Below are 21,830 nucleotides of genomic sequence, written 5' to 3'. Positions count from 1 at the left end.
CAAGTCGGTCTCGCCTTCAGCAGCGATGAATCGCTTGGAGAACGAAGTCGGCCCGTTCGGCCACACTGGCGCGCGGAAGCAACCTGACTTCGTAGCCGAGTGCCCGGTAGGTTGCATCCAGGTGGGCGTATTCCGCCTCAGCCTCGGGAAAGCCGTGCCGCCGCGCCTCGTCGGCGCAATAGATGTCCGGCCAGGGCGGAGCGAGGAACACGAGCCGCCCATAGGGGCGGGATTCGCCCAGGCTTTCCGACAGAGGTACACCGAACAGTCGCTGAAGCGCTGCGGCTGCGTCGATTAGCCCACGGTCGAAGAAGACCGGACCAGCGTCCCGTGCCGCGCCTTCGAGATCCATGGCGGCGACGCGCAGCGCCTCGCGCAGAAAGGCCGCGAGGTCGGTCCACGGCAGGGCGTTGCCGCCCTGTCGAATCTGCTCGGCGATGATCCTCCGCCCGGGTTCGGCGACGGTCGCATGACCACGCCGCCGCAGTTCCCCGAGCAAGGTCGACTTGCCGCCGCCGGAGCACCCCGATATGACCACCTGAGGTGGCATCGGCGTCATGTCAGGGTTTGCTTCGACAAGCAGACGGTTTGTCAATTCACTTGTCATCATTGGTTTAGCCGAAGAGACAGGCCCCACGCAATGGTGGTGCTGAGCATGCCAAAGGCGCAGACCCCGGCCCATCCATGCGCGGTGAAGGCCCACCCGCCTGCAGCAGCGCCGAAGGCCCCGCCAAGCAGCATCGTGCCCATGAACACGGTGTTCAGCCGGCTGCGCGCACCCGCATCCAATGCATAGACCATGGTCTGGTTCGCCACCTGGGCCGACTGCACGGCCACGTCGAGCAAGAAGATGCCGAGGACGAGTGCGGGGATCGATGAGCCTCCCAGGTACAGCACGGCAAATGCCGTTGCGGTTCCCACCGCGCCTGCACGAACGACTGCGTCATGTCCGCGTCGGTCGGCAAACCGGCCAGCCGCCGGTGCAGCCAACGCGCCGCACACGCCGACCAGCGCGAACAGGCCGGCGGATACCGCGCCGAGCTGCAGTGGCGGCCGCTCCAGCCAGAGCGCGAACGTTGCCCAGAAGCCGATCATGCTGGCAAACAGCAGGAACTGGACGGCCACAGCCTGGCGCAAGGAAGCGTGCTTGCGCACCAAATGCCACATCGACAGCAGCAATCGTCCATAGCCGAGATCGGAGGACGGTGGTACCACCGGCAGCGTCCATGCCAGCCGAAAGCCCAGTACCAGCATCAGTGCCGCAGAAAAGCCGAAGACGGACCGCCAGCCCCAAAGCTCGGTCATCCAGCCGCTCACCACACGGGCCGTCAGGATGCCGATCAGGATGCCGCCCGTCACCACGCCGAGCACCTGCCCCTTGCGGTGGGAGGGTGCCAGGTGGATGGCCAAGGGAACCAGTTGTTGCGCCACGGTGGCGCACAAACCCACGGCGAGGCTCGCCAGTGCCAATTGAACGAAGCCGGAGGACGCGGCTGCCAGCACCAGGGAGAGCACCAGCGCCGCCAGCGTTCGCAGGATGAGCGACTTGCGCTCCAGGCGGTCACCCAGTGGTGCCAGGAACAGCACGCCCAGGGCATTGCCCGCCTGGGTGAGCACGGGCAGCCAGGTCACGGTCCCCGCAGAGAGCGCGAACTCCCGGCTCAATTCGCCGAGAAGCGGCTGGTTGTAGTAGCTGTTGGCCACGGATGCGCCCGCCGCCAGGGCAATGGTCCACAGCAGATGGGAGGGCAAGGCTGACGTGGCAGGCATCGGTGCGGCACGCGATGCATCGCCGGGGTGACCTGGGATATTGCTCATTCAAGGGGTCCGGCCGTATCAACTCTCGGCTTGCGGACAAGCTCTCACCAGTTCGGGCGATCCGTTCCCGGCGGCACTGACGGTCGCGCATAGCCGGCCGGTGTTCGCGCCATTTGCGCGCTGGGGCGCACGGCGCGCAGCAGGCCGAAGCCGGAGACTTCGTCGGCGAGCCAGGGGCTGAGGTCCGGCCTGCCGGCCCGCAGACCCTCTTCGATGCGCCCCAGCCCGCGCAGCCAGTGCCCGGTCTGCGCCAGCGACACCTGCACGTGCCAGCTTCCCCCTTCGCGCGACTGTCGCCACAGCGCGGCGGCGGCGCCGAAAGCCATCAGGAAGCCGCTGGCCTGGTCGAGGATCTGCATCGGCAGCGCGCGCGGCTTGCCGTCGCCCGCCGCCTCGCCCTCGGCGTGGTTGAAGCCCATTGCCGTCTGCACCAGCGAATCGAAACCGCGCCGGTCGGCCCAGGGCCCTTGCGTGCCGTAGGCGGTCAGCGACACGGCGACGATGCCGGGCCGGCGCGCGGCCAGGGCCTCGGGCGAGAAGCCGAGCGCGGCCAGGCCGCCGGGCCGGTACCCCTGCGAGAACACGTGGGCGTCTTCCAGGAGCTGCCACAGCGCTTCGCGCCCGGCCTCGCTGCGCAGGTCGATGTGCGCCGAGCGCTTGCCGCGGCTGGTTTCGGCAATAGCGGCGATGTTGGGCAGGTTCGGTGAGTTGACCAGCATCACGTCCGCGCCGAACGACGCCATCGCCCGCCCACCGACGGGGCCGGCCAGGATGCGCGTGAGGTCGAGCACGCGCAGGCCGGCGAGCGGCCGCTCATCGGCCGCCAGGGGCGGCAGTGCGCGCGGTGGCGCATCGGCGATTCGGGTGATGGTCATCAAGGGTTGCGAGGCCACCGCCTGACCCTGGGGCGTGGCATCCCACTCGGCGAAGCTGCGCAACGCCGTGGCCACCAGCGCGTGGTCGGCCGCGGCCTGCTCGAAGTCCAGCGCCTTCCAACCCCGCAGGGCCTGCTCTGCGTCGGCGCGTGTGGCAGTTGCGGGGTCCAGGCCCAGCAGGCGCAGCGCGCCATCGCGGTGGTGCGGGAAGTTGGTGTGTACACGCACGTAGCCATCGGCGCAGCGGTACAGGCCGGCGAACGGGTCCCACAGCTCGGGCTCCTGGCCGTCGAGCGTGAACCAGCCGGTGCATTCGGCGGCGGCGTGAGCCATGTCCACGGCGACACGCTGGCGCGGAGCACCCCGCTCATGGCCGAGTTCGCAGGCGGCGAGCGCAGCCGCGGCAATGCTGGTCTGCGCGGCGGTGCCGACGGCGAAGGACGAGGGGAACACCGGGTCGCTGCCCGTCAGCGCGATCCCGGCCAGCGCCTGCGGCGGCAGCCCGCCCAGCGACCAGAGCGCAGTCAGTGCATCGAGTGGATTCATCGAATGGACTCCTCACAGAAAGTTCGCCAACTAAATCGACACGCTACCCCGTCGGCCGAGTCGGGTTGGCAGATCCAGGCGGGAGGCAGGGTCGGCGCCGCGTTGTCCGCAAACGCAGCGGACCGCGGAAAGCAGCATCGCGCGCCATTGGCGATGCCGGGGAGCGCCGTATTCGCACAGGCGTGGGCGTCGCGCGCCCGCTGCAATCGATCCATCATGCGCCCGCCTTCAGCCCGAAGTACGCAGAGAGCGCCAGGCCGGTCGCCACGATCGTCCAACGCAGCGCCAGCGGCGGAATCCAGCGCGCCAACCGCGCGCCGGTATAGCCCCCCACGATCGCGCCCAGCAGGACCGCACTGCCTTGCGTCCAGGCGATGGACCCGGTGGCGACGAAGAGCATCACCGCGGCACTGGTCACGACGGTAGCCATCGCATTTTTGACGGCGTTGGCCTCCTGGACATCGCGCACACCCAGCAAGGTCAGGATCGCCATCAGCATGATGCCCAGGCCGGCGCCGAAGTAGCCGCCATAGAGTGCGGTCAGGAACTCCGCCCCCGCCGCCACCAGGTGCGGCACCTGACCGCGAGCATGCCGCTCGATGGCCTGGCGCAGCCAGGGCCCCAGGGCGAACAGAACGGTCGCGACGAGGATCAGCCACGGCACCAGACGGCTGAACTGTGCATCTCCGGTGAACACCAACAGTGCGGCGCCCACCAGCGAACCGGCACCGACCACGGGCAGGCTGCGCCGCAACGCGGCGCGGTGGCGCCCGAGTTCGCTGCGATAGCCGAGCAGACTGCTCGCATGCCCCGGCCAGATCGACACCGCGCTGGTGGCGTTGGCCACCACGGGTGGTACGCCGGCAGCCAGCAGCGCGGGAAAGGTGAAGAATGTGCCGCCGCCGGCCACCGCATTGCAGATGCCGCCGATCATGCCGGCACCGGCCAGCAGCAGGAAGGTTCCGATGTCCATTCCGCTCGCACCTCAGCTCGTCGGCCTGGACAGGGCCAGACGCAGGCCAAACCCCATCAGTGCCAGGCCGGTGAGCGCATCGAGCGAGCGCATCACCGTGGGCCGGCGCAGCCAGCGTGCCAGGGGCCGCGTGGCCAGCACCAGTGCGGCGAACCAGAGCAGTCCCATCGCGGCGTGGATGCCGGCCAACAGCACGCTGAACGCGACCACCGGCACATCGGCGGGAACGAACTGTGGCAGGAGGCTCACGTAGAACACCCCGACCTTGGGATTGAGCAGATTCGTCAGCAGACCGCGCAGGAACCAGCGCTCGCCACGCACGAGCGGCGGATCGTCTGCGGGCAGCGTCGGCCGGCTCTTGAGCGCGCCAGAGATCAGCTTCCAGCCGAGCCAGAGCAGATAGGCCGCGCCCGCGATCTGCAGCAGGGTGTAGGCGAGTCGGGAGACCGCGAGCACCGCGCCGAGCCCGAGGGCCGCGATCAGCCCCCAGATCAGCACGCCGGTCACGATGCCGCCGCCCGCCCTCATCGCCTTGCGCCCCCCTTCCACAGCGGCCGTGCGAAGTACCAGCGCCGTGTCCAGGCCGGGGGTCAAGGTGAGCAGCAGCGCCGTCAGCGTGAAGCCCAGGATCGCAGTCGATGCATCCATTGGGGGATCTCCGTCAGAGCACAGACAAGTCCAGTGACTCGCTGTACGTCGTCGATTCGATGGTCTTGACGATGGCCTGGCCGCAGATCACTGCGCCACGCGCCGCGTCGTAGGTCAGGCTCGGCGCGCCATACAGCTCCCAGCCGCTGTTCAGGGCCGCGGTGACGCGGTGGCAGAACGCCGCGTCGTCGATGCCGGTCAGGTAGCGGTACGCGCGCATGCTCATGCTCCCGGTCGATTCGATGCCGGCATCTGGACGCGCAGCCCCGCTCCGAATGCCTGCAGCAGATGCCAGCCGGTGTCCCAGTCGCCCACGCCGCTGGCGGCATTGATATGCCCGAGGGCGCCGACTTCCAAGCATCCCGCTGCCCAGCCCATGGCCATGCGCCGGGCGTGCTCCGGCGAGCCATAGGGGTCGTCGCTGCTGGCGACCACCAGTGCGGGAAACGGCAGGGGTTCGGTCGGTGGCGGGCCGAACTCGCTCGCCTCGCCTGGAAACGCCGGTGCGCCGGGGTCAGGGACGGCAACCAGGAAGGCGCCCCGGACCTGGGCGATCCGATGCTGGATGTCTTCTCCGATTCCCGGCCGCGATGCCCAGTGCGCGACGAGCAGGCACGAAAGGCTGTGTGCGACCAAGACGACGGGCGCACCGCACTCGTCGATAGCCGCATCGAGTGCCTGCAGCCAGTCGGCCAGGTCCGGCCTGTCCCAGTCGGCAGGCTGGAATCGCCGGCCATGCTCCTGGCGCGACGCCCAGCGCGTCTGCCAATGCTCCGGCCCGGAATTGCCGATACCGGGAAGCATCAAGAGGCGAACGGTCTGAAGGTGGCTCATGGTGGCGTGCGCGGATATCCGGGGTGAGGTTGTCTGGCTGGAAACCTTAAGACCGATGCGTCGAATTGCCGAGTGAGAAGGTCTCAGCAAGCGTCGAGAAAAGCTCAATGGTCAGCTCGAATGGCCTTGGCTATCGTCGAAGTGCACTTCCTTCACAACCGACGAAGAAGCCCCCCGAGTTCGCCATGTCCGATATCCCGCTCCTGATTTCCTACGTCCTGGCGGCCTGGCTGTCCATCCTTACGCCCGGCCCGGCCATCCTGCTGGCGATGCGCAATGGCGCTCGCCAGGGCGTGGTCGCGAGCCTGTGGTCGACGCTGGGCAACATGTTGGGGTTGCTCGTGGTTTCCGCGGCGGCCGCGTGGGGCGTCGGCCTGTTCCTGCTTGCATCCGCCCACGCGATGACCGCACTGCGGCTGGCCGGCGCCGCCTACCTGGCGTACCTCGGTCTTCGCCTGCTTGTGCAGGGCAGACACACACGGCCGCCGGACGCCGGTGCCCATGACGCAGGGCCGGTGCAGGCCTTCGCGCTGGCGAAGGAAGGATTCCTGGTGGCGACATCCAATCCGAAGTCGATTCTCTTCTTCACCGCCTTCTTCCCCCAGTTCATCCGGGCCGACCAGGCGCTCATCCCTCAGTTCATGGGCCTGACCGCGATCTTCGTGATCCTCAGCGGCGCCACCTTGACCGGCTATGCCGCCATTGCAAGCCGGGTGCGGGGAGCATTGGGCACTTCCGTCTGGCGCCAGCGCTGCACGCGCTTGGCGGGCATCGGCTTCCTCGGATTCGCCGCATGGATTCTTTTGTGGAGACCGTCGAGCGGCGCCAAGGCCCTGGCCGCGTGATTCATTCCCGGCCACGCGCACGCAACCGAGCACAGGCGGTGCGACCGAACCTGGAGAAGCGATGAACAAATCCTTCCTGCAAGTCGATGTGTTCACGAGCCAGCCGCTCAGGGGCAACCCGGCTGCCGTCGTGTTCGATGCCGACGACCTCGATGCGCGGACCATGCAGCGGATCGCGCGCGAGATGAACCTGTCCGAGACGGTCTTCGTGCTGGCCCCGGAATCGCCCGACACCGACTATCGGGTGCGCATCTTCACGCCCTCCAGCGAGCTGCCGTTCGCGGGGCACCCCACCATCGCCACTGCGAGCGCGGTGCGTGCGCACCGTGGCGATCTGGTCGATGCAAGTCTGCTGCGGCAGGCCTGCGGCATCGGCATCGTGCCTGTCGAAGTCGTTCCGACCGAGGGCTCGCCGATCTACTGGATGACCCAGGCCAGCCCGCAGTTCCGCAACACGGCCATCGGTCCTGGGGAAATGTCGGCTCTGCTGGGCTGCGATGCGAACATGCTGGCCGCGATGCCGGTAGAAGTCGTCTCCACCGGCATCCCGTGGCTGATCGCCGAGCTGCGCAGCGTCGCCGCCCTGGCGTCCCTGCGTCCCAACCTGCCTCGCATCGCCGAACGCTGCCGCGCATCGGGTGCCGTCGGCGTGACCGTCTTTGCCGAGCACGAGGCCGACGCGCCGGTACGCTTGCGCCTGCGCACGTTTGCGCCAGGCGAAGGCGTGGCCGAGGACCCCGTCTGCGGGTCTGGAAACGGGTGTGTCGCGGCATTCCTGGCAAGGCACCGGCACGCATCGGCTCTCCAGGGTGGCTACCTTGCGGAGCAAGGCATCGAGATGGGACGCGATGGCCTGATCCACGTCGAATGGACCCGAAACGGCGACGAATTGACGGTGCGCGTCGGTGGCCAGGCCGTGACCGTCGCCAGCGGCACCCTGCATCTGTAGACGCGGCGGCACGTTCAGCCGCTCGGTCGCCCATGGCTTGCCATGGCACCTGCGCGGCGTCCCCGACGAAGGTCTGCGCTGCGAGGAACGCGGTTGCCCAGGGCTAGATCGGATCGACGGCGGGACTGTCGTCGCGCGAGAGCATGGCGCGTTCGATGAAGTGCTGCAGCGGTTCCGAGGGCTCACTGTCCGGCCGCAACAAGTAGGTGGTCATGCATGCCGACGGGTCCGACAGGGGCCGCGCAATGACCTCGGGATGACGGCAGACCGAAATCTGCGCCGCCGTGGCGAAACCCAGTCCGTAGCCCGCGGCCACCAGCGTCAGCATCAATTCCAGTGTCGCGACCCGCTCTGCGATCCGGGGCTGGATGGCGGCCGTCCGGAGCAGCCGTTTGATCTGCCGGTACGCACCCTCGCAGGTTTCCGGGTGGCACTTGATCAGGGGATAGCGCAGCAGTTCATCCAGAGGGACCTGCCTGAAGGCCAGCAAAGGATGGCGCGTCGGAATGGCCACCAGGATGGGATCGGACCAGACCGCCTCGCACAGGATGCCCTCTCCAGCCTCGTCAGACTGCGCAAACCCGGCATCGAAAGTGTCGTCGCGCAACCCGCGCACTTGCGATGCGAGCGGCGTCTCGAACAGGCGGATTTCCACATCGGGCTCCTCCTCCCGGCACAGGGCCAGGAGTGCCGCGAGGCGTGTCTGCGCGATACCGTCCGACAGCGCGAGGCGCAGCATGCCGCGATAGCCCGTGGCGGCGGCCCGGACGTTGGTTCGTGCCTGTTCCAGCACCGCGAACACGCGGCGGGCATCTTCCAGCAGGACCTGGCCCGCCCAGGTGAGCTGGGTGCCGCGCCGATTGCGCTCGAACAGCGTGGCGCCGAGGTCAGACTCCAGCTCCCGGATGGTGCGCGACAGCGGAGACTGCTCGATATGGAGCCGCACCGCCGCACGCGTGAAGTGCAGTTCCTCGGCCACTGCCACGAAACAGCGCAGGTGTCGCAGCTCCATCGCGCCACCTACGCGTACATGAGGCCGGGAGCTTGATTCACGCGAGCGGCTCCTCGGGCGCCGTGCCAGACAGCAGCGCCGTGATCGGCAAGGGTTGGAACAAGAGCTCGCGGCCGAGGACCTTCAGGCCGCCAGGACCGCTTTCGAGCAATCGGCGCTCTTCGCGCGCGACGAACAGTTCGGTGCGATAGCCATCGCATTCGGGAAGTCGCTGTAGCAGGTCGCGGATCGCGTCGCCCGCCCAGGGCGTTTCGCTGTCGAACTGACCCAGCAGCCGGCTATGCCGGGAAATCACGAGGCGGTAGGCATTCATGGCCGGACGCTCCCGGCCATAGCGTGGATGGCCATTTCCTCCCAGCCCAGGCGCCGGGTGCGGGTCAGTTGCTCGGCGGTTTCGCCGCAGGCGCGCTCGACGGCCTGAGGCATCTCTATGCCAAGCAGGCAATGGCCGGTCAGGCGCGCGGCGAAGTAGTCGCCGGCCCCTTTCACCACGCAGGGCACGCGGGGATGCTCGAAGAGGCGCGATACCCCCTCTCGCGTCTCCAGCAGCGTCTGGACGACGGCGCTTTCAGGATCATCCTGGACACTGGTCACCACCACCCATTGGGTGGGGCCGCGCAACAGCGCACGGGCAGCCTCGCGGCAATCCGCCAGACCCTGCAGCGTTCTGCCGGTGACCTGTTCCAGCTCGAACCGATTGGGGACGAGGCCGTGGGCTTCTGGAATCAGCAGCGTGCGCCAGGCCTCGGCCATGCCAGCCGCCGCATACACGCCTTGGTCGTAGTCGCCAATGACCGGATCCAGGTGCAGGCGCAGTTGCGGGTGGCGCTCGCGCATCGTCGACCACCAGGATGCGAGGATCCGTGCCTGCGACGCGCGCCGAGGAAGCCGACCTGCACAACGCGAGCGCACGCGGGGATGCCGCGCGCCTCCAGGTCATCCAACCAGCCAGCGAACCACGCGTCGGGCACCGCACCGCCATGGACCGAGGGATAGTGCGGGGTGTTGCTGAGCAGCGCGGTCGGCACCGCGGTCGTAAGCAGCCCGCAGGCTTCCAACGCGGGAATCGCCGCGTTGTTGCCGACCCGCCCGTAGACCACCTGGGACTGGATGCTGATGACATCGATGGGCACAGGTTGGGTCACCGTCATTCAGGACGCCCCCCCGTGTCCTGCTGCCGGTCCAGCCACGCGCCGATCGTGCGGTGGGCCGCAGCCTTCAGCGTTGCCCCATGCCGCTCGGCATCCGCGCGCAGCGTGCGCGGATCGACGCCGGCCTGGCCCAGCTCGCAGCAATGGCCGACCAGCCAGCGTTCGATTCGGCTGGCATCGGCTTCCAGGTGGAACTGCAGACCCAGCACCCGGTTGCCGACCGCGTAGGCCTGCTGCACGCAGCTTTCGGTGCTCGCCAGCAGTTCACTGCCCTCAGGCAGCTCGAAGCGGTCGCCGTGCCAATGCAGCACCGGCACGCCGGCCAGCGGTGCCAGCACCGAGCGGCGGCCCGCATCCGTCAGCGTCAGCGCGCCGAAGCCGATCTCCTTGAAGCCCATGGGGGCGACGGCGGCGCCGAGCAGGCGCGCGATCAATTGCGCGCCCAAACAAATGCCGAGCAGCGGCCGGCCGCTGGCCAAGCGCCGTTCGAGCAGACGCAGTTCGTCGGCAAGAAAGGGATAGGCCCGCTCGTCGAAGGCGCCGATCGGCCCGCCCAGTGCAATGAGAAGATCGCTTGCCGCGGCCTCCTCACGGGCCAGGTCGTCGGTCGCGGGGTCGAGGTAGCGCACGTCGAATCCACGCTCGCGCAGCAGCGGTTCGAGTGTGCCGAGGTCTTCGAAATGGATGTGGCGCAGGGCCAGGGCGGTCTTCATGCGGTCTGCTCCGATGCGGTCGATGTCGCAGCCCGCTCGTCGTCGGGCCAGTAGTGGCTGTCCGGCGTCGCGCGAGCGCCGAAGATGGCCTGGCCGACGCGCACGACGGTGGCGCCTTCCTCGATGGCCAGCTCGAAGTCGCCGGACATCCCCATCGACAGTTCGTCCATGCCGATGCCCGCCGGCGCCTCCTGGCGCAGCCGATCACGCAGTTCGCGCAACAGCACGAAGCAGGGACGGACCCGCGCCGGATCGGCCGACAGCAGTGCCAGTGTCATCAGGCCTCGCACGCGCAGGGCGGAGAAGCCCGGCAGCGCCCGGACGAAGCCGGCCACCTCGGAAGGCGGCAAGCCGAACTTGCTGGCCTCGCCCGAGGTATTGACCTGCACGAACACATCCAGCGCGCGCCCTTCGGCTTGCAGGCGACGGTCCAGCGCCTCCGCCACACGCAGGCTGTCCAGGGCCTGGAACTCGCTGGCGAAGCGTGCCACGACCTTGGCCTTGTTGGTCTGCAGGTGGCCGATGACCGACCAGCGCAGGTCGGCGAGATCCACCATCGCTTCGGCCTTGCGCTGCGCCTCCTGCACCTTGTTCTCACCCAGGTCGCGGCAGCCGGCGGCGTAAGCCAGACGGATGCGCTCCTCCGGCACGGTCTTGCTGACCGGCAGCAGGCGCACATCGGACGGATCGCGTCCGCGCGGAGCAGGCATCGGCGATGCGCCGATGCACCGCCGCCAGATTGCGCCGAAAGTCCTCGACGCTGTGTGCGGTGGGCCAGGGATGCGTCTGCGCGTTCATGGACAAGGGGTTCTCCGTGCTGCTAACATTGTCATAGGACAAAATATACATTGTCACGGGACAAACGGGAATGGCAGAAAAGACCGCATCGGACATCTTTGAGCGCATTCGCCGCGAGGCACATGCGGGCCAGCTTGCCGCGGGCCAGACACTGCCGTCCGTGCGCGAGATGGCCGATCAACTGGGCGTCAACCGCAACACGGTCGCCGCCGCGTACCGGAAGCTGGTGGCCGCAGGCATTGCCGAGACGCTGGGGCGTAACGGAACGGTGATCCGGCCAGCGGCGCGTCTCGGTGAGCAGGAGGGCCTGCAGCCCGGCTCGGCGCTGGCGGATCTGGCCAGCGGCAATCCGGACCCGGCCTGGCTGCCCGATCCATTGCAGGCGCTGGCAGCAAGCGGCTATCGGCCCGCGCTGTATGGCCAGCCTGTACTCGACCCGGCACTCGAACAGCTGGCGCGGCAGTGGTTCGGAGCGGATCTCCGGGAGGGTGACGGTCTGGTGCTGGCGCATGGTGCGGTCGATGCGATCGAGCGTCTGTTGGCTGCCTACCTCGTCGCCGGCGACAAGGTGGCGGTGGAGGACCCGTGCTTCCTCGGCAGCCTCAACATCCTGCACAGCACGGGCCTGGCAGCGGTGCCCGTGGCCATGGATGCGCACGGCATGCGCCCGCAGGCGCTGGAAGCGGCGCTGGCCAATGGCGCCCAGGCGGTGCTGTGCACACCAAGGGCGCAAAACCCCACCGGCTGCGGCCTGAGCGAGCAGCGCGCCCGCGAACTGCGCCGCGTGCTCGCCCGCCATCCGCACGTGCTGGTGATCGAGGACGACCACTTCGCCTTGCTGGCCGAGACGCCGTACTTCTCCATCGCGCCCGCGGCCACCACGCGGCGGGCGCTGGTGCGCTCCGTGTCCAAGGGCTTCGGCCCGGACCTGCGGCTGGCCTTCATCGCTACCGATGCGGGGACCGCCGCAAGGCTCGGCATGCGACTGGCTCCCGGCACGACCTGGGTCAGCCACCTGCTGCAGGCGGCCGTGCGCGGCCTGCTCGGATCCGACGCGGCCACGGCGCGCCTGCATGCGGCCAAGACCGCCTACGCCACGCGTCGCAAGGCCCTGATCGATGCACTCGGCGCCGTTGGCATCGCCGCCAGGCAGCCCTGCGACGGATTCAATGTGTGGATTCCGTTGCCGGAAGACCGTGACGTTCACCGCACCGCGCAAAGCCTCGCACGCTGCGGCTGGGCCGTGCGAACCGGCGATGCCTTCGCGATCGCGCCCGCGGCCCCCGCGCTGCGCGTCACGGTCTCGACGCTCGAACCGGGGGACGCGGCGCGCTTTGCCGCGCAACTGCGCGACTGTCTGGGGCGTGTATGAAGCCAGTCTGCATGGCATCGTGCCTGTCCTCTCGCGGGTCCGTCTGCGTACCGGTCCATGGCACGCTACGGCGCCTGCAAGGCGGAGGCGACGCGAGCGGGCCAGGGGCGCCGTTCCAACAAGCCGGTCTCCCGTTCCCGCAAGGTCCGGCCAACCTGGCTCGCCTCGGTCACGGACGCGTGAAAGTCCCGGATCAGTTGTCGCGTCACCGGCCCCACGGGCCATTCGGTGGTCACCGCATCCTCGACCAGCGCCACCACCGGCTGCAGTTCGACCGAGGTGCCGGCGGTGAATACCTCGGAGGCGGCGCGCAGTTCGTCCAGCGTCACGGTCCGCTCCTCGACCCGCAGCCCGCGCTGGCGCGCCAGTCCCATCACGTGCCGCTTGGTGATGCCGTCGAGGAAGCAGGTCGGCAATGGGGTCACCAGCACCCCGTCATGGACCATCAACAGGTTGGTTGCCGTGGTTTCGGCGACCCGGCCTTCGCTGTCGAGCAGCAGTGCGTCATCGCAGCCCGCCGCTGCGGCGGCATGGCGCGCAAGGGTACCGATCATGTACAGCCCCGAGCACTTGGCCGCGGTGGGTGCTGTGTCGGGACGGGGACGCCGCCAACTCGCCAGCTGCAGCCGGATGCCTTCCTCGGCGCGGCCCTGGGACGCCGCCGTGGGCCAGTCCCAGGCCGCGATCGCCACGTGGATGCGGGCGCGCGGCGAAGCGATGGAAACACTCTCCGCGCCGCGCCAGGCCACCGGGCGGATGTAGGCGTCGTCGAGCTGGTTGGCCCACAGCACCGCCTCGATGGCCTGTGTCAGTTCGCCTTGCGACCACGGCAGGTGGTAGTCCAGCAGCGCGGCGGACTGCTGGAAGCGTTCCAGGTGAGGCGCATTGAGGAAGACATGACCGCCATAGGCGCGCATGCCCTCGAAGACGGCCCCGCCCATATGCAGCGCATGCGTGAGCACGTGCAGGCGCGCCTCGCGCCAGGGCAGCAGCTCGCCATCGAGCCAGATCAGGCCATCGCGATCGTCAAGGGAATTGAGCATGGTGCGCACCGCTGTACAGGTTGTCGATGGCGTCAGTGTGCGGCCGGTTCGCCGTCGGCACGAGTGAGCAAATCTCAGACGATGCTGAGTTTTGGTCCTCGTGTCGGCGAGCGTGGAGACGACGATTTCCGGTTTAATGAGTCCATGAACGACCAATGACTTCCAGGAGGGTGAATCCCCCATGCGCATCCCTGTCCCGTTGAATGCCTTGCGCGCCTTCGAGGCTGCGGCGCGCCATCTCTCGATCAAGGACGCGGCCCTGGAACTGGCGGTCACCCCCTCGGCGGTCAGCCACCAGTTGCGCACGCTGGAGGACATGCTCGGCGTCGAACTGCTGCGCCGCATCGGTACGCGGCTGGAATTGACCAGCGCCGGCCGCCGGCTGGCACCTAGCCTCAACGAGGGTTTCGCCCTGATCGCCGAGGGCGTGAGCAGCTTGCGCGAGGAGCGGCGCGACGGGCCCCTGCGCGTGAACATGCTGCCGACCTTCGCGACCAACTGGCTGTCGCCCCGCCTGAGCCTGTATCCGTTCGAGCGGCGCGGCTTCTCGCTGGACATCTCCACCACGCAGGACGACGTGGATCTGGCCGCCGGCGTGGCCGATGCCGGCATCTGGTATGGCGACGGCCAGTGGGCCGGCCTGCAGGCCGACCTGTTGTTCGAGGCCACCATCGATCTGTACGCGCGCCCGGGCTTTGCCACCGGCTCGCGCCGGGAACGCCTCAAGCAGGTCGCGCGCGCCAACCTGTTCGTTTCGCGGCATTGCCTCACTTGGCAGCGCTGGATGGACAGCCTGCCCGGCGGGCCGTTCGAGCCGGCTGTCGTGACCCGCGTGGATTCGGGCGGCCTGACGATGCAGGCGGCCGCCGATGGGGCTGGCGTGTCGATCGCCGTCTGCGAACTGGCCGAGAGTGCCGTCCGGCTCGGACGCCTGGCCTCGGTCTTCGACCACCCCGTGAGCGCGGGTGTCGGCTTCTGGCTCGTCTATCCCGAGGCGCTATCCGAGGATCGACGGCTGGATAACCTGCGCGGCTGGCTGCGCGAGCAATGTCAGTCGGAAAGCGGAACTCGGAACCCAGAAGCGCGGACAGCATAGACACGTATGAATACCGCATATCCGAAAGACCAGAAAGCACCGCCGGATGACGATGTGACGCTTCGACGGCTCGTTGCCCATGAAGCCGTTGCGCTTGCCTCCCTGCTGGCCGCCTATGGCGACGAGATGCGCCACGGGCAAGGCGCCGGGGCGAATGCACTGGCTCATGCCAATGCCTTGATCGCCGATCCGATCGCGGAAGTGCTGGGTGGCTTTCTCGGCGACGAACTCGTCGCCTTCGCAGTGTTCTTCGATCTGCCCGAGGCGATCTCCGGAGGGCGTTCGGGCCAGCTCGACGACCTGTACGTCCTGCCCGCCGCGCGCGGGAAACGACTCGCGCAGCGGCTCATCACGGCCATCGCCGATACCGGGCGATCACGCGCCTGGATTCATCTGCGCTGGCTGGTCCCCGAGGACAACCCCGATGCCATCCGGGCCTACACGCGCTTCGCCGAACCCGCCGGCTGGAAGAGCTACGTCCTTTGGCTGGCCGGTAACGAGCGGTGGTGAAGCCATGAACAACCTGCAACAGGTCGATTGGTCGGGTCTTCCACAGCCGGAGGATGATGGCGGCGCCCGCCACCTGACAGGCATGCGCCTGCCCAGGCTTGAACTGGCATCGACGGATGGTGGCCGTATCGATCCTTCGCGCCTGCGCGGACGCACGGTGCTTTATCTCTTCCCGATGACGGGCCGGCCAGATGTCGCACTGCCTCCGGGCTGGGACGAGATTCCAGGAGCACGGGGCTGCACCCCGCAATCCTGTGCCTTCAGGGATCATTTCGCCGAACTGAAGTCCTTGGGCGTCGCCCAGTTGTTCGGCGTGTCCACGCAGGACACCGCGTACCAATGCGAGGCGGTGGCGCGCCTGCACCTGCCTTTTCCCTTGCTGTCCGACCATTGCCTTTCATTTGCAGCCGCGCTCGGTCTGCCGGTCTTCGAGGTGCAAGGCCTGGCGCTGCTCAAGCGGCTGACCCTGATTGCGCACGATGGCGTAATCGAGCATGTGTTCTATCCGGTGTTCCCGCCAGATCGGAATGCTGACGATGTCATCGAGTGGCTCAAAGGCCATCATGCCAATCGATCCAGCAAACCATGAATATCGGATCATTCGGCGGTTCCTGGAGTAAATTTCCCGACATGCAAGACATTGCCAGCTTCCACCGCTGGGTTTACCCGGTGAACAGGGCCGAGCGCTATCTGGTGCTGCCCGACGGATGCCAAGACGTACTGTGCATCCGCCATGCGGATGGCTTGGTTCAGATCGTGTCAACCGGGTTTGATGTTCGGCCTCGGCTGGTCGATCTGCTCCCCGGCACCACGATCACAGGCTATAGGTTGCGCCCGGGCGCGGGCGTGAGCGCGCCCGCCATGCAGGTGATTGCCGCAGACCATGATCGAATCGGGGAAATTCTCGACGAGCAGTGCGAAGCCTGGACGAATCTGGACGAGGCCATCGTGGCGCTCAGCCAGTCTGGAGAAACGGTCGGCGCTGTCTGCCGCAGGATGGGCATTTCCATCCGAACGATGCAAAGAGTCTTTCTGGGCAGAAGACTCCCACCGCCGGACTACTGGCGGCTCTTGGGACGGGCGCGCCGGGCAGCCGGGCTGCTTTCGTCGGGCGAACCTCTTGCCGAAATAGCCAGCATATGTAGCTTCAGCGATCAGGCCCACATGAACCGCGAGCTTGTACGCTGGTTCGGCCATACCCCGGCGCAGTTGCGCCGGCAATCCAGCATCCTCGAACTCCTGCGTCAACCTGCGCTTGGCAACTGGACAGGAGAGCAAATCTCTACCAGATAACCGTTGATATCGGTGACGTAACACGTCGTCTGCCCCCAAGGCTCACTTCTGACCTCCTGCACGGCTTGTGCGCCAGCGGCTACGGCACGCGTATAGGCCGCATGTACGTCTTCCGTTTCAAAGGCGATCTCGAATACCGGGATCTCGGGTGCGGGCTTGCCGGGTGTCTTGCCCAGAGTTCGCATCAATTTGACGGAAGAAAAGGCCAGCTTGGTTGCCCCCGTAACGAGTTCACCATAGTCCCCCGACTCGTGCAGAAAGCCCCGCTCCATGGCAAAAGCACGTTCGTAAAAGGCCAGCGAGGCGGCCACGTCTTCGACGTAGAGAATCGTGTATCTGAAAATCATCTCAGCTCTCCAAGTTAGATGGAGAAATGGATTCTGGGCCGGGCTTCATCCCCTGTATTGAACGATCGCGACAGGTGCAGGCCAGTGAGCACCCAGCACCCCACGATCACGTTCAGTCAAGCCGCAGAATCGCTACTGATGTGATCTTGATCGGCCAGCGCTTCCGCTCCAGTCCTGGTGAATGGGCCTCATCCACAGTCATGCCGTACTTCTCGCTGCCTGATAGTCGTCCGCAGGTCGATGCTTCAGTGCACCGAGGTGGCGGGCCGGTGGCTCGCCGGTGCGCAACCAGTCCAGCGCCAGGGGCCACAGCGCCTCGCGGAAGCGCTCGTGGAAGAAGGCGAAATGGCCGATTTCGGCCTGCCCGATGGCCGCGGGAGCCAAGCGCAGGTGATGACGCTCGCTGCCGGTGTAGTAATCCAGCAGGCGGTCCAGCGCCGGTACCGTGCCGAACGGATCGTCCTCGATGCCCAGCGCCAGGATCGGTGCGCGCACCTGGCCGAAGCGCCGTGCCAGCATTTCGGCTTCGGGCTCGCCTTCCAGCGTCTCCCGGCCGCGGCGCACCGTGCCCTCGAAGCGGGGACCCATGCGTGCCCAGTCCAGCGCCACACCCTTGGGCGTGTCCTCCATCCATCCCAGGCGCTTGGCTGGCACGTAGCCAAGCACCCGCGCCAGCAGCGGCATGGCCACGTGCCAGCGCAGGAACATGGCGCGGCGTGCGGCGGGCGCATAGTCGCGCCAGTAGGCGTACTGCGCCCCCATGGTGAAGATGCGCCGCACGCGGTGTGCGGACGCGGCCAGCCCGATCACGAAGCCCCCAGCGGAGTGGCCGACCACGTCGATCGGCTGGCCGGGGAATCGCCAGGCGAGGTACTGCAGCACACCCTCGAAATCGTGCTGCCCCCAGTCGATCCAGTCGGCCTGCAGCCGACGCAGCCCACGGTGTCGCGATTCGCCGATGCCGCGGTAGTCGTAGGTCACCACGTCCCATCCGTGGCTGTGGAGCCAGTCGGCAAAGCGCCCGTAGTACCGGCAGCGCACCGAGGTGGCAGCGTTGATGACCGCGACCGGATGCGGGCGTCGTGGATCGCAGGGGCGGCGCCAGGCGAATCCACCCAGTGCATAGCCGTCGGCGGCGCGAATGTCGATGGGCTCAGTCATTCACAGCGAGACCCTGGACCAGCAGCACCACGGCCTGCGCGCCGGCCATGCGATCCTGGGCAATGCGTTGGTACTCGTCCGATTCCGCCCAGTCATGGAAGGCGGCTTCGTCGGGAAAGGACATGAGCACGAGCTTCTGGTGCGGCCAGGTGCCTTCGATGGTGCGAGGCTGCTCGTCCGCGGCCAGCAGACGTCCCCGGTGGTGGCGGAACACCTCCATGAAGCGCGCCTGGTAGCGGTCGTAGGCTGTCCGGTCGTGGATGGTGAGCTGGGCAATGGCGAAAACGGTCATGACGCAGGCTCCGAGTCGCGATGGCGATCCGGTTCGGCGGCCGAGGTCGATTCGATGCGGTCGCCCTGCGTGCTGGGGCTGGAGAACACCAGAAAATTCACGTCCTCGTCGCCACCATTGGCGGCGATGTGGCGAGTGCCGGCCGGGACATGCACGCCTTGACGGGCTGCCAGCAGCACGTCCTGGTCGGGCGTGCTCAGGCGCAGGTGGCCACTGAGCACGTAGAAGAACTGGTGCGCCCTGGCGTGCCAGTGGGGTGCTTCGGCGCCGCCTGCGGGCATCCATTCCTGCCGCACCTGCATGTGTTGCAGTTCCAGCAGTCGCCAGCCCAGGCAGACCCCACCCCAGTCATAGCGGTTGCCGTCGTCGGTCCGGACGGCGCGCAGCAGTGCCGTCATGGCGTGTCCTCCTCGGCGGGGACGCCGTGCAGAGCCTCGCCATGGACCTGCCGCCCGTTCTCGAAGCGCATGATCTCGCACATGCGCGTGCGCTTGCCGCAGGCCTGCGCCACGTAATGGACGACGACGGTCTGCGCCTCGACATCGCAGATGGCCGAGATGAGTTCGAACCGCAGGTCCGGCCTGTCGGCGAGCGCGGCCAGCCAGTAGCGGCGCAGCGCGTCCTTGCCTTGTACCCGCGTGCCACCGGTATAGGGCTGCGCCAGCGCGCTCACGAACAGTGCGTCGTCGGCGTAGGCGGCCAGCACCGCCGGCACGTCGCGCCGGTTCCAGTCATCGATCCAGGCCAGCGCATGGGCCCGGAGTTGATCATGGGAGAGTGTCGTCATGGCATCAGATCCAGAAGAGAAGAACGGTCAGGGCGGCCAGGGTCGCCATCGCACGATTGACCACGCGAGCGACGGCGCGGTCGCGCAGCCAGGGCCGCAGGCCGGCGCCGAAGACGGCCCAGACCAGCATGCAGGGCAGTCCGATGGCGGCGAACACCAGGCTGACCACCAGCAGGCGCAGTGCGTAGCCTTCGCCCGGCGGCAGGAAGGTGGACACCACCGTCACCGAGATCAGCCAGGCCTTCGGATTGACGAACTGGAAGGCCAGCGCCTGCATGAAGCCGATGGGCCGGCCGGCCTCGGTCTCCTCCAGTTCGACCGCGCGCCACAGCCGCGCGGCCAGCCAGAGCAGGTAGAGGCTGCCCACGACCTTCAATGCGACCTGCAGGCGAGGTTCGAGGGCGAACACCGCACCGAGGCCGGCGCCGGTGATCCCGAGCTGCACCATCACGCCCGCGGGGATGCCCAACAGGTGCGGCCAGGTTCGGCCCAAGCCGAAGAGCAGGCCCGAGGACATCAGCATCACGTTGTTGGGACCGGGCGTGATCGACATGACGAAGGCGTAGACGATCAGCGCCACGAGGGCGGTATGTTCCATGGGAGTTCGCTGGGACGGGGAGTACCGGGGCGTTGAGGGAAAGACGAGGCCCGTCCGCGAATTGATTCTGGGCCGGGCATGGCGTCGGCTCCAGCGAGAAATTTTCAGTCCCACCTGAGATATTCGCGCTTGGCCGCAAGCGTCATCGCGCAGCAGACTTCGCAGGTACTGCCCGGCGCTGCCGAATCGATGACGGCCCGGCACTTCGGGCGGTTCCTCGCAGGAGAACCCATGTCTTCCGATTTCATTCGATGCGCGTCGCACCCAGACGGCTATGCCGAGTTGGTCATCGACCGGCCGGCAGCCCGCAACGCCCTGTGCCGCTCACTGACCGATGCGATGGCCGCGCACCTCGACAGGCTGGCGGCCGACGCCGCCGTGCGGGTGGTCCTGCTGCGCGCCGAAGGCGAACACTTCGCGGCCGGTGCCGATCTCAAGGAAATGCTGGGCATCAGCGCGGAGCAGGCGCGGGCCACTGACTTCGCCGGTTGCTGCGCGCCGCTGGGCACGTTCCCCAAGCCCGTGGTGGCGCTGGTGCAGGGCTTCGCGCTCGGCGGCGGCTGCGAACTGGTCGAGATGTGCGACATCGTGCTGGCGGCCGAGAACGCCGTGTTCGGCCACCCGGAGGTTCGCGTCGGCACCATGCCCGGCGCGGGCGGCACGCAGCGCCTGCCGCGCCTGCTCGGCATGGCCAAGGCGCTGGACCTGCTGCTGACCGGGCGCCGCATGGACGCCCGCGAGGCCGAACGCAGCGGGCTGGTCTCGCGCATCGTGCCCCCCGATCACCTGCTCGAAGAGGGCCGCCGGCTCGCCGCCGACATGGCGTCGCTGTCGGGCGAGGTGCTGGTCCTGATCAAGCAGGCCGCGCGTGCCAGCGCCAGCCTGCCCATGGATGAAGGACTACGCCGCGAGCGGGCCGCCTTCCACCACACCCTTTCGCTGCCCGACCACGAGGAAGGCATGCGTGCATTCCTGGAGAAGCGGCCACCTCGATTCAACCCCCTCTCCACTGCAAAGGAACCTTAGAACGATGACCCAAGCCGCCCCATCCTTGCCGCTCGATCCCCAGGTCGAGCGAATCGTCCGCGACAGCTTCGCCCGCCAGGGCCTGATGCACCACCTGGGCGCCGAACTGCACGAGGTTGCGCGCGGGCGGGTCAGCATCCGGTTGCCGTTCCGCGAAACCCTCACCCAGCAGCATGGCTACTTCCATGCCGGCGGCACCAGCGCCATCGCCGACTCGGCCGGCGGCTACGCGGGCTTCACGCTGTTTCCACCGGACAGCTCCGTGCTGACCGTCGAGTTCAAGATCAACCTGCTGGCCCCCGCGCAGGGCGACTACCTCGAAGCGATCGGCACGGTGGTGCGCTCCGGACGCACCCTGACCATCTGCCAACTCGAAGTCTTCGGCGTCACCGAGCAGGGACGCGCCCAGGTGGCGCTCGGCCAGCAGACGCTGATCTGCCTGCAGGGCAAGCAGGATCGATGACGTTTCCGGTGTCCGCGCAAGGATGCGCCCGGCGGCCAGTACCGCCATTCATGAAGGAGAACCCATGACCTCAACCTCGACCCAAACCCTCGGGACCCTCGACACAACCCGCTGGCTGCGCGGACAGTCCACCGCGACCAAGGTGCTGGCGGTGCTGTTCGGCACCCTGGTGCTCACCGCGTCGTCCCACGTCAGCGTGCCCATGGTGCCGGTGCCGATGACCATGCAGACGCTGGCCGTCACGCTGGTCGGCGCACTGTACGGCTGGCGCCTGGGTGGCCTGACGATCCTCGTCTGGCTGGCCCAGGGCGCGCTCGGGTTGCCGGTGTTCGCCGGTGGCACGGGAGGCCTGGCGCGCTTCCTGGGACCGACGGGTGGCTACCTGCTGGCTTTTCCCGTGGCCGGCGCGCTGACCGGCTGGCTGGTCGAACGCGGCTGGCATGGCGGGCGCGTCGTGATGGCCTTCGCGGCGATGCTGATCGGCAACGCCCTGTGCCTGCTGCTCGGCGGCGCCTGGCTGGCCGCGATGGTCGGCGTGCAGAAAGCCATCGCCGTGGGCGTGGCCCCCTTCGTTCTCGGCGGCGTGCTCAAGTCGGTGCTTGGCGCTGCGCTGCTCAAGGCCATCGACAGCGGAACCCGCAAGTCGGCGCACCGATGACGCGCGTTCCGGGTCGGCCCGG

The 21,830-nt window shown here is 67.9% G+C and carries 28 protein-coding genes and 1 pseudogene; 10 read left to right on the top strand and 19 right to left on the bottom strand.

Going from position 1 to position 21,830, the window contains the following annotated elements:
• Positions 1 to 16: 16 nt before the first annotated feature.
• From SJH88_RS02760 to SJH88_RS02730, 7 genes are all read right to left on the bottom strand, one after another.
• The gene (locus SJH88_RS02760; protein WP_271017691.1) at positions 17 to 559 is read right to left on the bottom strand and encodes an AAA family ATPase; all 543 of its coding nucleotides are present in this window, start codon (positions 557 to 559) and stop codon (positions 17 to 19) included.
• Between the two features lie 47 nt (positions 560 to 606).
• Positions 607 to 1,818, bottom strand: a complete 1,212-nt coding sequence (locus SJH88_RS02755; protein WP_274753548.1) for an MFS transporter — start codon at positions 1,816 to 1,818, stop codon at positions 607 to 609.
• A 44-nt stretch (positions 1,819 to 1,862) separates the two neighbouring features.
• Positions 1,863 to 3,239 (bottom strand): CoA transferase, encoded by a 1,377-nt coding sequence (locus tag SJH88_RS02750; RefSeq protein ID WP_274753547.1) that lies wholly within the window; start codon positions 3,237 to 3,239, stop codon positions 1,863 to 1,865.
• 214 nt (positions 3,240 to 3,453) lie between these two features.
• Positions 3,454 to 4,212, bottom strand: a complete 759-nt coding sequence (locus SJH88_RS02745; protein ID WP_034365203.1) for a sulfite exporter TauE/SafE family protein — start codon at positions 4,210 to 4,212, stop codon at positions 3,454 to 3,456.
• Positions 4,213 to 4,224: 12 nt separating this feature from the next.
• On the bottom strand, positions 4,225 to 4,860 hold the full coding sequence (locus SJH88_RS02740) for a LysE family translocator (protein WP_024889569.1): 636 nt from the start codon (positions 4,858 to 4,860) through the stop codon (positions 4,225 to 4,227).
• Between the two features lie 13 nt (positions 4,861 to 4,873).
• The gene (locus tag SJH88_RS02735) at positions 4,874 to 5,080 is read right to left on the bottom strand and encodes a DUF1737 domain-containing protein (protein ID WP_024889570.1); all 207 of its coding nucleotides are present in this window, start codon (positions 5,078 to 5,080) and stop codon (positions 4,874 to 4,876) included.
• Between the two features lie 2 nt (positions 5,081 to 5,082).
• Positions 5,083 to 5,694, bottom strand: coding sequence for an RBBP9/YdeN family alpha/beta hydrolase (locus SJH88_RS02730; RefSeq protein WP_024889571.1), 612 nt, complete (start codon positions 5,692 to 5,694; stop codon positions 5,083 to 5,085).
• A gap of 185 nt (positions 5,695 to 5,879) precedes the next feature.
• Here SJH88_RS02730 and SJH88_RS02725 point away from each other — a divergent pair, with 185 nt between their 5' ends.
• Positions 5,880 to 6,539 carry a LysE family translocator gene (locus SJH88_RS02725; RefSeq protein ID WP_020649383.1) on the top strand — a complete coding sequence of 220 codons (660 nt, stop codon included), beginning with the start codon at positions 5,880 to 5,882 and terminating at the stop codon, positions 6,537 to 6,539.
• A gap of 61 nt (positions 6,540 to 6,600) precedes the next feature.
• Positions 6,601 to 7,488: a PhzF family phenazine biosynthesis protein gene (locus tag SJH88_RS02720; RefSeq protein ID WP_134552533.1), complete on the top strand. Its 888-nt coding sequence runs from the start codon at positions 6,601 to 6,603 to the stop codon at positions 7,486 to 7,488.
• 103 nt (positions 7,489 to 7,591) lie between these two features.
• Here SJH88_RS02720 and SJH88_RS02715 read toward each other — a convergent pair whose 3' ends face one another.
• From SJH88_RS02715 to SJH88_RS02695, 5 genes and pseudogenes are all read right to left on the bottom strand, one after another.
• A complete protein-coding gene (locus tag SJH88_RS02715) occupies positions 7,592 to 8,500 on the bottom strand; it encodes a LysR family transcriptional regulator (protein ID WP_029578113.1) in 909 nt (302 codons plus the stop codon).
• Between the two features lie 37 nt (positions 8,501 to 8,537).
• Positions 8,538 to 8,813, bottom strand: coding sequence for a hypothetical protein (locus SJH88_RS02710; RefSeq protein WP_024889575.1), 276 nt, complete (start codon positions 8,811 to 8,813; stop codon positions 8,538 to 8,540).
• On the bottom strand, positions 8,810 to 9,337 hold the full coding sequence (locus SJH88_RS02705) for a PfkB family carbohydrate kinase (RefSeq protein WP_274753546.1): 528 nt from the start codon (positions 9,335 to 9,337) through the stop codon (positions 8,810 to 8,812). Before SJH88_RS02705 ends, SJH88_RS02710 begins: the two co-directional genes overlap by 4 nt.
• Positions 9,338 to 9,647: 310 nt before the next feature.
• Positions 9,648 to 10,364 (bottom strand): glutamine amidotransferase, encoded by a 717-nt coding sequence (locus tag SJH88_RS02700; protein ID WP_274753545.1) that lies wholly within the window; start codon positions 10,362 to 10,364, stop codon positions 9,648 to 9,650.
• Positions 10,361 to 11,162 (bottom strand): annotated as a pseudogene (locus SJH88_RS02695) (YggS family pyridoxal phosphate-dependent enzyme). The gene SJH88_RS02700 and the pseudogene SJH88_RS02695 overlap by 4 nt, the downstream one beginning before the upstream one ends.
• Before the next feature lie 70 nt (positions 11,163 to 11,232).
• Between SJH88_RS02695 and ptsJ the strand changes: the two are divergent.
• Positions 11,233 to 12,534, top strand: coding sequence for a MocR-like B6 salvage transcription factor PtsJ (ptsJ, locus tag SJH88_RS02690; protein WP_274753544.1), 1,302 nt, complete (start codon positions 11,233 to 11,235; stop codon positions 12,532 to 12,534).
• A 65-nt stretch (positions 12,535 to 12,599) separates the two neighbouring features.
• Here the strand turns inward: ptsJ and SJH88_RS02685 are convergent, their stop codons facing one another.
• Positions 12,600 to 13,577, bottom strand: coding sequence for a branched-chain amino acid transaminase (locus tag SJH88_RS02685; RefSeq protein ID WP_274753543.1), 978 nt, complete (start codon positions 13,575 to 13,577; stop codon positions 12,600 to 12,602).
• A 181-nt stretch (positions 13,578 to 13,758) separates the two neighbouring features.
• On the opposite strand from SJH88_RS02685, the gene SJH88_RS02680 reads away from it, so the two are divergent.
• The 4 genes from SJH88_RS02680 to SJH88_RS02665 are packed head-to-tail and all read left to right on the top strand — an operon-like array spanning position 13,759 to position 16,476.
• Positions 13,759 to 14,673 (top strand): LysR substrate-binding domain-containing protein, encoded by a 915-nt coding sequence (locus tag SJH88_RS02680; RefSeq protein ID WP_029578117.1) that lies wholly within the window; start codon positions 13,759 to 13,761, stop codon positions 14,671 to 14,673.
• 6 nt (positions 14,674 to 14,679) lie between these two features.
• Positions 14,680 to 15,183: a GNAT family N-acetyltransferase gene (locus SJH88_RS02675; RefSeq protein WP_274753542.1), complete on the top strand. Its 504-nt coding sequence runs from the start codon at positions 14,680 to 14,682 to the stop codon at positions 15,181 to 15,183.
• 4 nt (positions 15,184 to 15,187) lie between these two features.
• Positions 15,188 to 15,772 carry a peroxiredoxin gene (locus SJH88_RS02670; RefSeq protein WP_274753541.1) on the top strand — a complete coding sequence of 195 codons (585 nt, stop codon included), beginning with the start codon at positions 15,188 to 15,190 and terminating at the stop codon, positions 15,770 to 15,772.
• Between the two features lie 41 nt (positions 15,773 to 15,813).
• Positions 15,814 to 16,476: an AraC family transcriptional regulator gene (locus tag SJH88_RS02665; RefSeq protein ID WP_274753540.1), complete on the top strand. Its 663-nt coding sequence runs from the start codon at positions 15,814 to 15,816 to the stop codon at positions 16,474 to 16,476.
• Here SJH88_RS02665 and SJH88_RS02660 read toward each other — a convergent pair.
• The 6 genes from SJH88_RS02660 to SJH88_RS02635 form a co-directional block, all read right to left on the bottom strand.
• Complete coding sequence (locus SJH88_RS02660; RefSeq protein WP_274753539.1) at positions 16,428 to 16,823, bottom strand: VOC family protein; 396 nt, start codon at positions 16,821 to 16,823, stop codon at positions 16,428 to 16,430. The genes SJH88_RS02665 and SJH88_RS02660 overlap by 49 nt on opposite strands.
• Positions 16,824 to 17,021: 198 nt before the next feature.
• Entirely contained in the window at positions 17,022 to 17,984 is a 963-nt protein-coding gene (locus SJH88_RS02655; protein ID WP_274753538.1) for an alpha/beta hydrolase family protein, read from the bottom strand.
• Entirely contained in the window at positions 17,977 to 18,276 is a 300-nt protein-coding gene (locus SJH88_RS02650; protein ID WP_024889585.1) for a DUF1330 domain-containing protein, read from the bottom strand. Before SJH88_RS02650 ends, SJH88_RS02655 begins: the two co-directional genes overlap by 8 nt.
• The gene (locus SJH88_RS02645) at positions 18,273 to 18,674 is read right to left on the bottom strand and encodes a cupin domain-containing protein (protein WP_124086410.1); all 402 of its coding nucleotides are present in this window, start codon (positions 18,672 to 18,674) and stop codon (positions 18,273 to 18,275) included. Before SJH88_RS02645 ends, SJH88_RS02650 begins: the two co-directional genes overlap by 4 nt.
• Entirely contained in the window at positions 18,671 to 19,063 is a 393-nt protein-coding gene (locus SJH88_RS02640; RefSeq protein WP_026353018.1) for a nuclear transport factor 2 family protein, read from the bottom strand. Before SJH88_RS02640 ends, SJH88_RS02645 begins: the two co-directional genes overlap by 4 nt.
• Before the next feature lie 4 nt (positions 19,064 to 19,067).
• Positions 19,068 to 19,661: a LysE family translocator gene (locus SJH88_RS02635; RefSeq protein WP_274753537.1), complete on the bottom strand. Its 594-nt coding sequence runs from the start codon at positions 19,659 to 19,661 to the stop codon at positions 19,068 to 19,070.
• A gap of 231 nt (positions 19,662 to 19,892) precedes the next feature.
• On the opposite strand from SJH88_RS02635, the gene SJH88_RS02630 reads away from it, so the two are divergent.
• The 3 genes from SJH88_RS02630 (at position 19,893) to SJH88_RS02620 (ending at position 21,808) form a co-directional block, all read left to right on the top strand.
• Positions 19,893 to 20,687, top strand: a complete 795-nt coding sequence (locus SJH88_RS02630) for an enoyl-CoA hydratase/isomerase family protein (RefSeq protein ID WP_124086408.1) — start codon at positions 19,893 to 19,895, stop codon at positions 20,685 to 20,687.
• A 4-nt stretch (positions 20,688 to 20,691) separates the two neighbouring features.
• A complete protein-coding gene (locus SJH88_RS02625; protein ID WP_227364614.1) occupies positions 20,692 to 21,150 on the top strand; it encodes a PaaI family thioesterase in 459 nt (152 codons plus the stop codon).
• Positions 21,151 to 21,214: 64 nt separating this feature from the next.
• Positions 21,215 to 21,808, top strand: a complete 594-nt coding sequence (locus tag SJH88_RS02620) for a biotin transporter BioY (RefSeq protein WP_274753536.1) — start codon at positions 21,215 to 21,217, stop codon at positions 21,806 to 21,808.
• Positions 21,809 to 21,830 lie beyond the last annotated feature (22 nt).

Origin of the sequence: Comamonas sp. GCA5 (assembly GCF_036541385.1) — a bacterium.
Taxonomy (GTDB): Bacteria; Pseudomonadota; Gammaproteobacteria; order Burkholderiales; family Burkholderiaceae_C; genus Comamonas; species Comamonas aquatica.
Note: the sequence above shows the minus strand (reverse complement) of the source record. Positions and strands in the feature narration are given on the sequence as shown.